The 14900-nt window shown below is 67.3% G+C and carries 14 protein-coding genes; 12 read left to right on the top strand and 2 right to left on the bottom strand.

Features of this window, described 5'->3' with window-relative positions; genetic code table 11:
* Entirely contained in the window at positions 1-2826 is a 2826-nt protein-coding gene (acnA, locus tag AB4879_RS05505; protein ID WP_370506774.1) for an aconitate hydratase AcnA, read from the bottom strand.
* A 187-nt stretch (positions 2827-3013) separates the two neighbouring features.
* On the opposite strand from acnA, the gene AB4879_RS05500 reads away from it, so the two are divergent.
* The 9 genes from AB4879_RS05500 (at position 3014) to AB4879_RS05460 (ending at position 11847) form a co-directional block, all read left to right on the top strand.
* Positions 3014-3577 carry a DUF6676 family protein gene (locus AB4879_RS05500; protein WP_370506773.1) on the top strand — a complete coding sequence of 188 codons (564 nt, stop codon included), beginning with the start codon at positions 3014-3016 and terminating at the stop codon, positions 3575-3577.
* Between the two features lie 192 nt (positions 3578-3769).
* Entirely contained in the window at positions 3770-5227 is a 1458-nt protein-coding gene (ripA, locus tag AB4879_RS05495) for an NlpC/P60 family peptidoglycan endopeptidase RipA (RefSeq protein WP_370506772.1), read from the top strand.
* A 13-nt stretch (positions 5228-5240) separates the two neighbouring features.
* Complete coding sequence (gene ripB / locus AB4879_RS05490; protein WP_370506771.1) at positions 5241-5930, top strand: NlpC/P60 family peptidoglycan endopeptidase RipB; 690 nt, start codon at positions 5241-5243, stop codon at positions 5928-5930.
* A 129-nt stretch (positions 5931-6059) separates the two neighbouring features.
* Positions 6060-7178 carry a MoxR family ATPase gene (locus AB4879_RS05485; RefSeq protein WP_102807770.1) on the top strand — a complete coding sequence of 373 codons (1119 nt, stop codon included), beginning with the start codon at positions 6060-6062 and terminating at the stop codon, positions 7176-7178.
* Positions 7175-8119, top strand: coding sequence for a DUF58 domain-containing protein (locus AB4879_RS05480; RefSeq protein ID WP_102807738.1), 945 nt, complete (start codon positions 7175-7177; stop codon positions 8117-8119). Before AB4879_RS05485 ends, AB4879_RS05480 begins: the two co-directional genes overlap by 4 nt.
* A complete protein-coding gene (locus AB4879_RS05475) occupies positions 8116-9123 on the top strand; it encodes a VWA domain-containing protein (protein ID WP_102807737.1) in 1008 nt (335 codons plus the stop codon). Before AB4879_RS05480 ends, AB4879_RS05475 begins: the two co-directional genes overlap by 4 nt.
* A 63-nt stretch (positions 9124-9186) precedes the next feature.
* Positions 9187-9951: a 3-oxoacyl-ACP reductase FabG1 gene (fabG1, locus tag AB4879_RS05470; protein ID WP_370506770.1), complete on the top strand. Its 765-nt coding sequence runs from the start codon at positions 9187-9189 to the stop codon at positions 9949-9951.
* A gap of 23 nt (positions 9952-9974) precedes the next feature.
* On the top strand, positions 9975-10781 hold the full coding sequence (gene inhA / locus AB4879_RS05465; RefSeq protein WP_102807735.1) for an NADH-dependent enoyl-ACP reductase InhA: 807 nt from the start codon (positions 9975-9977) through the stop codon (positions 10779-10781).
* A gap of 10 nt (positions 10782-10791) precedes the next feature.
* Positions 10792-11847 carry a ferrochelatase gene (locus AB4879_RS05460; protein ID WP_370506769.1) on the top strand — a complete coding sequence of 352 codons (1056 nt, stop codon included), beginning with the start codon at positions 10792-10794 and terminating at the stop codon, positions 11845-11847.
* Here the strand turns inward: AB4879_RS05460 and AB4879_RS05455 are convergent.
* Positions 11816-12676 carry a hypothetical protein gene (locus AB4879_RS05455; protein WP_370506768.1) on the bottom strand — a complete coding sequence of 287 codons (861 nt, stop codon included), beginning with the start codon at positions 12674-12676 and terminating at the stop codon, positions 11816-11818. The genes AB4879_RS05460 and AB4879_RS05455 overlap by 32 nt on opposite strands.
* A 77-nt stretch (positions 12677-12753) precedes the next feature.
* Between AB4879_RS05455 and AB4879_RS05450 the strand changes: the two genes are divergently transcribed.
* The 3 genes from AB4879_RS05450 (at position 12754) to AB4879_RS05440 (ending at position 14899) form a co-directional block, all read left to right on the top strand.
* Positions 12754-13188: an NfeD family protein gene (locus AB4879_RS05450; RefSeq protein WP_102807733.1), complete on the top strand. Its 435-nt coding sequence runs from the start codon at positions 12754-12756 to the stop codon at positions 13186-13188.
* A gap of 12 nt (positions 13189-13200) precedes the next feature.
* Positions 13201-14445: an SPFH domain-containing protein gene (locus tag AB4879_RS05445; RefSeq protein WP_370506767.1), complete on the top strand. Its 1245-nt coding sequence runs from the start codon at positions 13201-13203 to the stop codon at positions 14443-14445.
* Positions 14446-14569: 124 nt separating this feature from the next.
* Positions 14570-14899 carry a WXG100 family type VII secretion target gene (locus tag AB4879_RS05440; RefSeq protein WP_158249021.1) on the top strand — a complete coding sequence of 110 codons (330 nt, stop codon included), beginning with the start codon at positions 14570-14572 and terminating at the stop codon, positions 14897-14899.
* The last annotated feature ends 1 nt before the right edge of the window (position 14900 follow it).

Raw genomic sequence — 14900 nt, 5'->3', positions numbered from 1 at the left:
CTAGCCGGTCCGCAGCATGTTGCGCAACACGTACTGCAGGATGCCGCCGTTGCGGTAGTAGTCGGCCTCGCCGGGGGTGTCGATGCGCACCACGGCGTCGAACTCCACCGCGGACCCGTCGGACTTGGTGGCCTTGACGTGCACGGTCTTCGGCGTCTTACCGTTGTTCAGTTCCTCGATCCCGGTGATGTCGAAGACCTCGGTGCCGTCCAGCTTCAGCGACGCCGCCGACTCCCCGGCCGGGAACTGCAGCGGGATCACACCCATGCCGATCAGGTTCGACCGGTGGATGCGCTCGAAGGACTCGGTGATCACCGCGCGCACACCCAGCAGGCTGGTGCCCTTGGCCGCCCAGTCGCGCGACGAGCCGGAGCCGTACTCCTTGCCGCCCAGCACCACCAGCGGAATGTTCTGCGCCGCATAGTTTTGCGCGGCGTCGTAGATGAACGCCTGCGGCCCGTCCGGCTGGGTGAAGTCGCGGGTGTAACCGCCGGAGACATCGTCCAACAGCTGGTTGCGCAGCCGGATGTTGGCGAACGTCCCGCGGATCATCACCTCATGATTTCCGCGGCGGGACCCGTAGGAGTTGTAGTCCAGCTTGCCCACGCCGTTGCTGTCCAGGTACTGCGCCGCCGGGGTGCCCGCCTTGATGTTGCCGGCGGGGCTGATGTGGTCGGTGGTGACCGAATCGCCCAGCAGTGCAAGCACTCTGGCCCCGGTGATGTCACTGACCGGCTGCGGCTCGGCGGGCATGCCGTCGAAGTACGGAGGCTTACGCACGTAGGTGGAGTCGGGATCCCAGTCGAAGGTCTTGCCCGACGGCGTCGGCAGGTTCTGCCAGCGCTCGTCGCCCTTGAACACGTCGGCGTAATTTTTCTTGAACATGTCCTGGTTGATCGCCGAGGCGATGGTGTCGGAGATGTCCTTCGACGACGGCCAGATGTCCTTCAAATAGACATCATTGCCATCTTTATCTTGCCCAAGCGGGTCATGCTCGAAGTCGAAGTCCATGGTGCCTGCCAGTGCGTAGGCGATCACCAGCGGCGGAGACGCCAGGTAGTTCATCTTGACGTCGGGGGAGATGCGGCCCTCGAAGTTGCGGTTGCCGGACAGCACCGCGGTGACCGTCAGGTCGTTGTCGTTGATGGCCTTCGAGATCTCCTCGGGCAGCGGGCCGCTGTTCCCGATACACGTGGTGCAGCCGTAGCCGACAAGATAGAAGCCCAGCTTCTCCAGGTACGGCCACAGGCCGGCCTTGTCGTAGTAGTCGCTGACGACCTGCGATCCGGGGGCCATCGACGTCTTCACCCACGGCTTGGCGGTCAGGCCCTTGTCGACGGCGTTCTTCGCCAGAAGTGCTGCGCCGAGCATCACCGACGGGTTGGAGGTGTTGGTGCACGAGGTGATCGACGCGATCGCGACGGCGCCGTGATCGAGCACGAACTGCCCACGATCCTCGACGCTGACCTTGACCGGCTTGGTGGGCCGGCCTTCGGCGCCGGCGGCCGCGGAGTGCAGCGGCTCCGAGCCGTTGTCTGCGAAGGACAGCACCGCGGGGTCGCTGGCGGGGAACGACTCTTCGACGGCCTCGTCCAGCTTCGTCTGCGGGGCGGGGTTGCCGTTCTCGACGTAGTTGTGAATGTCCTTGCGGAACGCCGACTTCGCGTCGGACAGCTCGATGCGGTCCTGCGGGCGCTTGGGCCCGGCGATCGACGGCACGACGGTGGACAGGTCGAGCTCGAGGTACTCGGAGTAGGTGGCCTCGTGCTCCGGGTTGTGCCACATGCCCTGCGCCTTGGCGTATGCCTCGACCAGCGCCAGCTCCTCGTCGCTGCGCCCGGTCAGCCGCAGATAGTCGATGGTCACGTCGTCGATCGGGAAAATGGCTGCCGTCGAACCGAATTCGGGGCTCATGTTGCCCAGGGTGGCGCGGTTGGCCAGCGGCACCTCGGCAACACCGTTGCCATAGAACTCGACGAACTTGCCCACCACGCCGTGCTTGCGCAGCATCTCGGTGACGGTGAGGACGACGTCGGTCGCGGTCACGCCGGGCTGGATCTCGCCGCTGAGCTTGAAGCCGACGACGCGGGGGATCAGCATCGACACCGGCTGGCCCAGCATCGCGGCCTCGGCCTCGATGCCGCCGACGCCCCAGCCCAGGACGCCCAGACCGTTGACCATCGTGGTGTGGCTGTCGGTGCCGACGCAGGTGTCCGGGTAGGCGACCCCATCGCGAACCATCGTGACGCGAGCCAGGTATTCGATGTTGACCTGGTGGACGATGCCGGTGCCCGGGGGCACCACCTTGAAGTCGTCGAATGCGCCTTGGCCCCAGCGCAGGAACTGGTAACGCTCGCCGTTGCGCGAGTACTCGATCTCGACGTTGCGCTCGAAGGCGTCCGCACTGCCGAACACGTCGATGATCACCGAGTGGTCGATGACCAGTTCGGCGGGGGCCAGCGGGTTCACCTGATCGGGGTTGCCGCCCAGATCGCCGACGGCCTCACGCATGGTGGCGAGGTCGACGATGCAGGGGACACCGGTGAAGTCCTGCATGATCACGCGCGCGGGGGTGAACTGGATCTCGATGCTGGGATCGGCTGACGGATCCCAGTTCGCGATCGCGTTGATGTGGTCTTTGGTGATGTTGGCGCCGTCTTCGGTGCGCAGCAGGTTCTCGGCCAGCACCTTGAGGCTGTAGGGGAGTTTCTCGGTGCCGGCGACCGCGTCGAGGCGGTAGATCTCGTAGCTGTTGTCGCCGACCTTCAAGGTGTCGCGCGCTTCGAACGTGTTCAGGGACGAATTCGACGAATTTTCGCTGCTCACATCAACTCCCGGCGTTGTCCTCGATGCCGACGGGCTGTGTCGACACCGGCCTCCATACTAACAGTACGGTTGTCCTGCTAAGCGGGCGGATAGGTATCCGCGACTGTCAGCGGGCCAACCCCCAGTCTTGTCTTCTCCGGCGCGTGGTGCCACCCCGGGGTGGGGCCGCGCGGTACCGTTTCCGATCGTGACGATTCCGCACGCGCCGACGTTCATCCCGGTGGAGGTGTGCAGCAGTGCCGGGCTGGACCCGTCGACTCCGATCGACCAGTGTCTGGCCGCGGTCAAGGCCGACGTGGCCGCCGACGGTGTCGCAGCGCCGGCCGCCGATGTCGCCGCCCTGCAGAACGTGGTGGCCTCGGCCAAGGAGCACGGCATCGATCTCAAGGTCGTCGTGATGGACAAGAGCCCGGCGATCGACACTCCGCTACGCGATATCGCCACCGAGATCGGACAGAACAATCCCGGCTCGACGGTGCTCGTCCTCAGCCCCGGGTGGGCGGGGACCTACAGCACCACCTACGACCGGGTCATCCTCGAAGCGGGGCAGGACGTGGCCAAGACGGCACCCAATCCCGTGGTCGGTACGCAGGCATTTGTCGACCAATTACAAACCCCCGACTTTCCCTGGATGGGATTAACGATCACGCTTGTGATCGGGGTGGCTGTAGCGGCTGTTTTGACCCGAGTTCTGCAGCTTCGAGCTCGCCGTTCGCAACCAAGCGATATGGCATCTGAACAGGGAAAATAGCCATCCCTGGCAAATCAATAAGATTACTTTTCGGCAACATCCCGTAAATGACAAACATGTAATTCTTGCCGGAAGTTTCCTCTGCGACAAATGTGACGTACGGTGCAACTGTCGCCATTGTTAATGATGTGACTCATGTGACATCTGTGGCTGGCGTGACTGCACGTGTGAAGCAGAGGAGACCCGGGTCGAATGAGACGTTCCCTTCGCGGCTCTGTTGTCCGGCCGGCCATTCGGATCGCCCGGCCGATGGGCCCGCTGGCGCTCAGCGTCGCCATGACGTTCACGATGCCCGGACTGGCCCAGGCCGAGCCCGGTGCCGCACCCACCACCATCGCCGGGTTGATCGCCGATGTGGCCGACGCCAACCAGCGGCTGCAGGACATCGGCGCCAAGGTGCAAGCCGAGCAGGAAAGCGTCAACAAAGCGCTCGTCGACGTCCAGACCGCGCGTGACGCGGCGGCCGCGGCCCAGGAGAAGGTCGACGCCAGCGCGCAGGGCGTCAAGGACGCCAACGCCGCAATTGCCGACGCCCAGAAGCGATTCGACACGTTCGCCGCCGCGACCTACATCAACGGGCCGTCGGCGTCGCTGGTCATGGCGACCAACCCCGAGGACATTCTGTCCACCGCCTCGGCCGGTCAGACCCTGGCCGTCAGCTCGCAGCAGGTGATGACCGACTTGCAGCGGGCCCGCACCGAACAGATCAACCAGGAGTCCGCGGCCCGGCTGGCCAAGGACAACGCCGACAAGGCCCTCGCCGACGCCGAGGCCAGCCAGCAGTCCGCGGTCGACGCGCTGACCGCGGCCAAGCAGACGTTCACCGACCAGCAGGCCGAGATCAACCGGCTGGCGGCCGAACGCAAGACCGCCCAGGACAAGCTCGACGCCGCCCGGCAGTGGTCGGCGCCCGCGAGTTCGCCTGCGGCGGTTCCACAATCGGCGGCGACCGGCCCGGCGACCCCGGGGGATCGCTGGGACCCGGCCGCCCCCGGCTCGCCGAAGGCGCCGGGCGGCGGGACGATCCCGCCCTACGGCAGTGCCTCTGAGTGGGACACCACCCTGCCGATGGTGCCCAGCGCCTTCGTCTCCGGCGACCCGATCCAGATCATCAACGCGGTCCTGCAGATCTCGTCGTCGTCGCTGAACGCGACCAAACAGATGGGCAAGACCTTCCTGCAGAAGCTCGGCATCCTGAAGCCCGACGACACCGGAATCACCAACGGCGCGATTCCCTACGTGTACGGCGCCCAGGCGTCGGAGTACGTCATCAAGCGCGCGATGTCCCAGATGGGCGTGCCGTACTCCTGGGGTGGCGGCACCGCCACCGGGCCCAGCAACGGCATCGACAGCGGCGCGGGCACGGTCGGGTTCGACTGCTCCGGGCTGATCCTCTACGCGTTCGCGGGCGTCGGCATCAAGCTGCCGCACTACTCGGGTTCGCAATACAACATGGGCCGCAAGATCCCGTCGTCGCAGATGCGGCGCGGTGACGTGATCTTCTACGGCCCCGGCGGTAGCCAGCACGTGACGCTCTACCTAGGCCAAGGCCAGATGCTCGAGGCTCCCTACACCGGCTCGAGCGTCAAGATCTCACCGGTGCGCACCAGCGGCATGACACCGTTCGTCATCCGTTACATCGAATACTGACGGAGTTTTCCCCATGTCTCGCAACACTTCTCGACGGCTCTTCGTCGGGACGATCCTGACGGCACTCGCGTTGGGGTTGGGCATCGCCGGCCCGGCCAATGCCGATCCGGGCGAGTGGGATCCGACGCTGCCCAAGATCCTGAGTGCCGGAGCGCCCGGCGATCCGGTCGCGATGGCCAACGCCTCGCTGCAGGTCACTCAGCAGGCCGCCCAGGCGACCATGGACCTGGGGCGCAGGTTCCTGTCTGGTCTGGGCTTCGGCGGCGCGCCGTCGGCGCTGGCCGGCGGGCGGGTACGCGGACCGCAGGCAATCGAGTACGTCATCGCCCGGGGCGCGTCGCAGCAGGGCGTGCCGTACTCCTGGGGTGGCGGCGCGATCAACGGGCCCAGTGCCGGCGTGGAGGAAGACGCCGGCAAGGTGGGCTACGACTGCTCGGGCTTCACCCGCTACGCCTTCGCCGGCGTCGGGGTGCAGCTTCCCAAGTACTCCGGCGACCAGTACAACGCGGGCCGGCACATCCCGCCGTCGCAGGCAAAGCGCGGCGATCTGATCTTCTACGGCCCGAACGGCACCCAGCACGTCACCATCTACCTGGGCAACGGGCAGATGCTCGAGGCGTCGTCGGCGGCCGGTCACGTGACCGTCAGCCCCGTCCGCACCGCGGGTATGACGCCGTACCTGACGCGCATCATCGAGACTTGAGAGTCCGTGCGGGCCGTGCCGATCTGACGCGCCAGCGAATGGGGCACGTCGACGGATCTCAGAACGCCTGGAATAGTTGTGGCAGGGCACGGCGTGCCCGCCAAAACCAACAGCTCGTGGAGGAAGTCGATGACGTCACCAGGTGGGTCGCCCGCAGGCCCCGGATCGTTTGCCGGGCCGAGCGGAGCCCCGGCCGCCCCACCATCGGGCGGTAATGGTCTCGCCGGCGAGGTGAACACCCTGGAACGGGCGATCTTCGAGGTCAAGCGCATCATCGTCGGCCAGGACCAACTGGTCGAGCGGATCCTGGTCGGCCTGCTTGCCAAGGGACACGTGCTGCTCGAAGGTGTGCCGGGCGTCGCCAAGACGCTGGCGGTCGAGACCTTCGCCAAGGTGGTCGGCGGCACCTTCGCCCGCATCCAGTTCACCCCCGACCTGGTACCCACCGACATCATCGGTACCCGCATCTACCGCCAGGGCCGGGAAGAGTTCGACATCGAACTCGGCCCCGTCGTGGTGAACTTCCTGCTGGCCGACGAGATCAACCGCGCCCCGGCAAAGGTGCAGTCGGCGCTGCTGGAGGTCATGGCCGAGCGCAAGATCTCCATCGGCGGCAAGACCTACGAGCTGCCCAAGCCGTTCCTGGTGATGGCGACCCAGAACCCGATCGAGAACGAGGGTGTCTACCCGCTGCCGGAAGCCCAGCGCGACCGCTTCCTGTTCAAGATCAACGTGGACTACCCGTCGCCGGAAGAAGAGCGCGAGATCATCTACCGGATGGGTGTCACCCCGCCGGAGCCCAAGCAGATCCTCGAGACCGGCGACCTGCTGCGCCTGCAGAACGTCGCGGCCAACAACTTCGTCCACCACGCGCTGGTCGACTACGTGGTTCGGGTCGTCACGGCGACGCGGCGGCCCGAGCAGTTCGGTCTGGCCGACGTCAAGGCCTGGGTGGCGTTCGGCGCCTCGCCGCGTGCGTCGCTGGGCATCATCGCCGCCGCCCGCGCGCTGGCGCTGGTCCGCGGCCGGGACTACGTCATCCCGCAGGACGTCATCGACGTCATCCCCGACGTGCTGCGCCACCGGTTGGTGCTCACCTACGACGCGTTGGCCGACGACATCAAGGCCGAGACGGTGATCAACCGCATCCTGCAGACCGTCGCGCTGCCTCAGGTGAATGCCGTTCCGCAGCAAGGGCATTCGGCGCCGCCGGTGGTTCCCGCCGGGGCGGGTGCCAACGGTCGGTGAGCGACTCCGAAACCGTCCACCCGCCCTCCTTTCAGCGCGGTGAGATCGGTGACGCCAAGCTCTCGGCGGCGCTGCGCACCCTCGAGCTCACGGTCAAACGCAAGCTCGACGGCGTGCTGCACGGTGACCATCTCGGCTTGATCCCCGGCCCGGGCTCCGAGCCCGGCGAGTCGCGGATGTACCAGCCCGGCGACGATGTGCGCCGGATGGACTGGTCGGTCACCGCCCGCACCACCCACCCACACGTTCGGCAGATGATCGCCGATCGGGAGCTCGAGACCTGGCTGGTGGTCGATATGTCGGCCAGCCTGGATTTCGGCACCACCGGCTGCGAGAAGCGCGACCTGGCGGTGGCCGCCGCGGCGGCGATCACCTACCTCAACAGCGGTGGCGGCAACCGGATCGGTGCGATCATCGCCAACGGCGACAAGATCACCCGTGTGCCCGCGCTGTCCGGCCGGATGCACGAGCAGACTCTGTTGCGCACGATCGCCACGATGCCGCAGGCCCCGGCCGGGGTGCGCGGCGATCTGGCCGCGGCCATCGATGCGCTGCGCAGGCCCGAACGCCGACGCGGGATGGCCGTGGTGGTCAGCGACTTCCTCGGCCCGATCACCTGGATGCGGCCGCTACGCGCGATCGCCGCGCGCCACGAGGTACTCGGCATCGAGGTGCTCGACCCGCGTGACGTCGAACTGCCCCCGGTCGGCGATGTGATCCTGCAGGACACCGAATCCGGGGTCACCCGCGAATTCACCATCGACGAGCAACTGCGCGCCGACTTCGCCCGCGCCGCCGCGGTGCACCGCGAGGAAGTGGCGCGCACCCTGCGCCGCTGCGGCGCACCGCTGATGACTCTGCGCACCGACCGCGACTGGATCGCCGACATCGTGCGGTTCGTCGCCTCCCGTCGCCGCGGTGCACTGGCGGGCAGCCAATGACCCTGCCGTTGCTCGGGCCGATGACGCTTGGCGGCTTCGAACACCCGTGGTTCTTCCTGTTCCTGCTCGTCATCGCCGGACTGGTCGGGCTCTACGTCGTCGTGCAGTTCGCCCGCCAGAAGCGGTTCCTGCGCTTCGCCAACATGGAACTGCTGGAAAGTGTTGCGCCCAAACGGCCCAACAAGTGGCGGCATCTGTCGGCGATCCTGCTGATCGCCTCGCTGGTGCTGCTGACGATCGCGATGGCCGGACCGACACACGACGTGCGGATCCCGCGCAACCGCGCGGTGGTGATGTTGACCATCGACGTCTCGCAGTCGATGCGCGCCACCGACGTCGAGCCCAGCCGGCTGGCCGCCGCGCAGGAGGCCGCCAAGCAGTTCGCCGACCAGCTGACCCCGGGCATCAACCTGGGCCTGATCGCCTATGCCGGCACCGCGACCGTGCTGGTGTCGCCGACCACCAACCGGGAAGCCACCAAGAACGCGATCGACAAGTTGCAGTTGGCCGACCGCACCGCCACCGGCGAGGCGATCTTCACCTCGCTGCAGGCGATCGCCACCGTCGGCGCCGTCATCGGCGGCGGTGACACCCCGCCGCCGGCGCGCATCGTGCTGATGTCCGACGGCAAGGAAACCGTGCCGTCCAACCCGGACAACCCCAAGGGCGCGTTCACCGCCGCCCGCACGGCCAAGGATCAGGGCGTGCCGATCTCCACGGTGTCGTTCGGCACCCCGTACGGCTACGTGGAGATCAACGATCAGCGCCAGCCGGTCCCGGTCGACGACGACATGCTCAAGAAGATCGCCGAGCTCTCCGGTGGCAACGCCTACACCGCATCGAGCCTGCAGCAGCTCAAGGAGGTCTTCACCTCACTGCAGGATCAGATCGGCTACGAGACCACCAAGGGTGACGCCAGCACGGGCTGGTTGCGGCTGGGTGCGTTGGTCCTGGCCCTCGCGGCGCTGGCCGCACTGCTGGTCAACCGGCGCCTGCCGGGTTGATGTCGGTGAAATCGCCGGTGGCGGATTTCGGTCCGGCCGACGGCAGGCATTAAGTTGACTCCCATGTCCGAAACCGCCGCCGCAGAATCGGCCGACGCCGCACCGGCCGTCAAACCGCCGTTTGTCTCCCGTTCCGTCCTGGTCACCGGTGGAAACCGGGGTATCGGCCTGGCGATCGCGAAGCGACTGGCCGCCGACGGACACAAGGTCGCCGTCACCCACCGCGGCTCCGGGGCGCCCGAGGGGTTGTTCGGCGTCGAGTGTGACGTCACCGACACCGCGGCCATCGACCGGGCGTTCACCGAAGTCGAGGAGCACCAGGGACCGGTCGAGGTGCTGGTGTCCAACGCGGGCATCTCCAAAGACGCGTTCCTGATGCGGATGACCGAAGAACGCTTCCACGAGGTCATCAACGCCAACCTCACCGGCGCGTTCCGGGTGACGCAGCGGGCGTCGCGCAGCATGCAGCGCAAGCGTTTTGGGCGGATCATCTACATCGGCTCGGTATCGGGCATGTGGGGGATCGGCAACCAGGCCAACTATGCGGCCGCCAAGGCCGGCCTGATCGGTATGGCGCGGTCGATCTCCCGCGAACTGTCCAAGGCCGGCGTGACCGCCAATGTGGTGGCGCCGGGCTATATCGACACCGAGATGACCCGCGCGCTCGATGAGCGTATCCAGGCCGGCGCGCTGGACTTCATCCCCGCCAAGCGGGTCGGCACCGCCGAGGATGTGGCCGGCGCGGTCAGCTTCCTGGCATCGGAGGACGCCGGCTACATCGCCGGCGCGGTGATCCCGGTCGACGGCGGCATGGGCATGGGCCACTAGTAAGTCATAAGGAAGGGCTTCACATGACACTTCTGCAAGGCAAGCGGATCCTCGTCACGGGGATCATCACCGACTCGTCCATCGCATTCCACATCGCCAAGGTGGCGCAGGAAGCCGGCGCCGAACTGGTGCTCACCGGCTTCGACCGGATGAAGCTGATCCAGCGGATCGCCGACCGGCTGCCGAACCCGGCGCCGCTGCTCGAACTCGACGTGCAGAACCAGGAGCACCTGGATTCGCTGGCCGGCCGGATCACCGAGGTGATCGGCGACGGCAACAAGATCGACGGCGTGGTGCACTCCATCGGGTTCATGCCGCAGACCGGCATGGGTGTCAACCCGTTCTTCGACGCCCCGTACGAGGACGTCGCCAAGGGCATTCACATCTCGGCGTATTCGTACGCCTCGCTGGCCAAAGCTGTTCTGCCGGTGATGAATCCGGGCGGTGGGATCGTCGGCATGGACTTCGACCCCACCCGCGCGATGCCGGCCTACAACTGGATGACGGTGGCCAAGAGCGCGCTGGAGTCGGTCAACCGGTTCGTCGCCCGCGAGGCGGGCAAGGTCGGTGTGCGCTCCAATCTCGTTGCGGCAGGCCCGATCCGCACCCTGGCGATGAGTGCCATCGTCGGTGGCGCGCTCGGCGAGGAGGCCGGCGCGCAGATGCAGCTGCTGGAGGAGGGCTGGGATCAGCGTGCCCCGCTCGGCTGGAACATGAAGGACCCGACGCCGGTCGCCAAGACGGTGTGCGCGCTGCTGTCCGACTGGCTGCCCGCGACCACCGGAACCATCATCTTCGCCGACGGCGGCGCCAGCACCCAGCTGCTCTAACTCCGCCACCGTGCCCACCACATTCGATGCACTGCTGATCCTGTCGTTCGGTGGCCCGGAAGGGCCGGAACAGGTGATGCCGTTCCTGGAGAACGTCACCCGCGGCCGGGGGATACCGCCGGAGCGGCTGACCGCAGTGGCCGAGCACTACCTGCATTTCGGCGGGGTCTCACCGATCAACGGGATCAACCGCGCGCTGATCGAGGAGATCCGCGCCGAACTCGCCGAGCGCGGTGAACAGCTGCCGGTGTACTTCGGCAACCGCAACTGGCATCCCATGGTCGAAGACACCGTTGCCGCAATGGCTTCCGACGGTGTGCGGCGAGCCGCGGTGTTCTCCACCTCGGCGTGGGGCGGGTACTCCGGGTGCACGCAGTACCAGGAGGACATCGCCCGGGCCCGTGCGGCGGTCGGTGACGGCGCCCCGGAACTGGTCAAGATGCGCCAGTTCTTCGACCATCCACTACTGGTGGCGATGTTCGCCGACGCCGTCGCGGCAGCGGCCGCGACGCTGCCCGACCCGGTGCGGGACGGTGCCCGGCTGGTGTTCACCGCGCATTCGATACCGGTGCGGGCCGCCGATCGGTGCGGTCCCGACCTGTATGCCCGCCAGGTCCGCTATGCCGCCTCCCTGGTGGCGGCCGCGGCCGGGTACGACGACTACGACGTGGTCTGGCAGTCCCGATCCGGGCCGCCGCAAGTGCCGTGGCTGGAACCCGATGTGGGAGATCACCTCTCAGTGCTGGCCGAAGCGGGTACCAAGGCCGTGGTGGTCTGCCCGGTGGGCTTCGTCGCCGACCACATCGAGGTGGTGTGGGACCTGGACAGCGAACTGCGCGAGCAGGCCGAGGGCCTCGGCGTCGCGTTGGCGCGGGCCTCGACACCCAATGCCCAGCGCCGGTTCGCGAAGCTGGTCCTCGACCTCGTCGACGAAGTACGGGACGGCGGCGAACCCGCGAGAGTGGTTGGAGATCAACCTGTTCCGGGGTACGGCTGCAGCGTCAACGGCGCGTTCTGCACGCCCGCGTGTGAGCTCAGTGCCAGGCCGAGTGCAGGATCGCGGTGACCGCGGCGATCCGCGCCGAGCGCACGACCGCCGCCAGCGGTCGCAGTGCGTCGCTGGCGATCTGAGCCTCCGACGCGCTCTGCGTGCCGATCGGCATGAGTCCCGAACTGACCGTGATGATCGCGTCGACGTGCGCGGCGTTCTCGAGCACCCGCAGCGCCCGCGTCGGAGCGTGATCAGGCGCGCGGTGGTGGCGACCGGTCTCCAGCACCTGCTCGACCAGCCCGCGCGGATCGTCGATACCGTCCGCGGCCTCTAGCTGCAGCGCGCCCAGCGCCTCGGCGGCCGAACGCACCGCCGAACGCAGACCGTATTCCGCCTCGCCGAGGTCGAGGTGATCGACGACGGGGCGCGACGGTAGTGAGTACACCGTCCAGGACAGCGCGCACAATTCGGGATGCCGATCACAGTCCGGCAGTTCGTCGTCGGTGTCGTCGTACTCGAAATCGGGGACCAGGCCGACGGTGTCGCCGACCGGGCTTGTGACGATGATCGCCTCACCGGCCGACAGGGCATCGCTCTGGAACTGGGTGCCGGCCGCCAGGCCGCGGACATCGCCGGGCACCGGCAGCGCCACGCTGATCGCGGGCGGCCCGGCTTCGAGCGCACGACCGGCGACGGTACGCAGCGTCTGCAGTAGCGACACCGCACCCGCATCGTCGACATCGGGCCACGGCAGGCCGGTATGACCGGCCGCCACCGAATCGTAGGCGATCACCGAATGCGTTGGCGCCCAGGCTGATAGAGCGTCAAGGACGTCGTCGGGTGCGGCCTTGCCGGCGAGCCAGGCATTGGCCCAGACGGAGAGCGAAACACTTGGGCACCACATGATGCTCGCAGTGTAGTGGTTCGGCACCGAACCGGCTTTCCGCAACTGCGGGATCACCCGCCGCGTACCCTGGCAGTATGCCCGCGGCGCTGATCTGGCTCGTGTTCGCGCTGGGCCTTGCCGGTGCCGAAGCGCTGACCGGTGACATGTTCCTGCTGATGCTGTCCGGCGGGGCATTGGCCGCCGCCGGGTCCAGCTGGCTGCTCGACTGGCCGGTGTGGGCCGACGGCGCGGTGTTCCTGGTGGTCTCGGTGGTACTTCTGGCACTCGTCCGCCCGGCGCTACGCCGAAAGTTCACCGCCGGAAAAGGGCTGCCCGAACCGGTCAAGGCGCTGGAAGGCAAGAGCGCGCTTGTGCTCGACCGGGTCGCGCGCCATGAAGGCCAGGTGAAACTCGACGGCGAAATCTGGACGGCGCGGCCCTTCAACGACAACGATGTCTACGAGCCGGGCGACCACGTCACTGTCATGCACATCGACGGTGCCACCGCGGTCGTCTGGAAGAACGAGTAAGGAGAACTCGTCATGGACGGTGCCATAGCCGGTTTGGTTCTGCTGGCGGTGTTGGTGGTGTTCGCCATCATCGTCGTCGCCAAGTCTGTCGCCCTGATCCCGCAGGCGGAGGCGGCCGTGATCGAGCGGCTGGGGCGCTACAGCAAGACAGTCTCGGGGCAGCTCACACTTCTGATCCCGTTCATCGACAAGGTCCGCGCCCGCGTCGACCTGCGCGAGCGGGTGGTCTCCTTCCCGCCGCAGCCGGTGATCACCGAGGACAACCTGACCGTCAACATCGACACCGTCGTCTACTTCCAGGTCACCAACCCGCAGGCGGCGGTGTACCAGATCAGCAACTACATCGTCGGCGTCGAGCAGCTGACCACCACCACGCTGCGCAACGTCGTCGGCGGCATGACCCTCGAGCAGACGCTGACCAGCCGCGACCAGATCAACGGGCAGCTGCGCGGTGTGCTCGACGAGGCCACCGGACGCTGGGGTCTTCGGGTGGCCCGGGTCGAGCTGCGCAGCATCGACCCGCCGCCGTCCATCCAGGATTCGATGGAGAAGCAGATGCGTGCCGACCGGGAGAAGCGCGCGATGATCCTCACCGCGGAAGGCAGCCGGGAGGCGTCGATCAAGCAGGCCGAGGGTCAGAAGCAGGCCCAGATCCTGGCGGCCGAAGGTGCCAAGCAAGCCGCGATCCTGGCCGCTGAGGCCGAGCGGCAGTCCCGCATCCTGCGGGCTCAGGGTGAGCGAGCAGCGTCCTACCTGCAGGCGCAGGGCCAGGCCAAGGCAATCGAGAAGACATTCGCCGCGATCAAGGCCGGCCGGCCCACGCCGGAGATGCTGGCCTACCAATACCTGCAGACGCTGCCGCAGATGGCCAAGGGCGAGGCCAACAAGGTGTGGCTGGTGCCCAGCGACTTCGGCTCGGCGCTGCAGGGCTTCACCAAGATGCTCGGCGCACCCGGAGAGGACGGGGTGTTCCGGTACACGCCGTCCCCGGTTGACGACCATCCGGTCAAATCCGACGAGGAGGACGCAGCCGAGGTCGCCGACTGGTTCGACACGCAGACCGATCCGGCGATCGCCCAGGCGGTGGCGAAGGCCGAGGCCGAAGCTCGCGCGACCGTGCCCCCGGTGGGTGCCGCCCCGATTCCGCCGCCGCCGCAGATCACCGCACCGGCGGTGTCGTATCCGCCGCTGTCCGAGCAGCAGGCACCACCGGCCGATCCGCAGTACGCCCCGCGGCACGGTTCCGAACCGCAGTAGACCCGGAGCTGGCGGCCGCACCGCTGTCAGTTTGCTGTGAGTCTGGCCGGGCCACCCCCGGGTGGCTGGCCCCCTAGCGTCGTTTGCTGATATCCAGAAGCGTCCACGTCTGATGGGGGATGTGATGTCGCTTCAGGTGAATATCGGTGATGTTGCGGCCTCGGCTGCCGCGGTGGTCGGACACGGCGAGGATGTTGCGACCGCGCATGAGGCCGCGGCGAGCCGAATCGATGCGGCGTTGATTGGCTGGCACGGCGCTTCGGCGCTGGCGATGAGTGCCCTCTCCGACCAATGGCTGACCACCACGGCCGCGTTGTTGAACAAGATCAGCGATCACGCTCAGGGGCTGCATGCCAGTGCTGAGGGTTTTGCCGAGATGGAACAGCGACACAGCGAGGCGTTGGCGGCGCCGGCTCAGGCTGCAAACGTGCTTATCGGCCGGACCGACGGGTGAG

The organism is Mycobacterium sp. SA01 (assembly GCF_041287105.1).
Taxonomy (GTDB): domain Bacteria; phylum Actinomycetota; class Actinomycetes; order Mycobacteriales; family Mycobacteriaceae; genus Mycobacterium.
The sequence above is the reverse complement of the archived record's forward strand: the minus strand, read 5'-3'. Positions and strand labels throughout refer to the sequence as shown.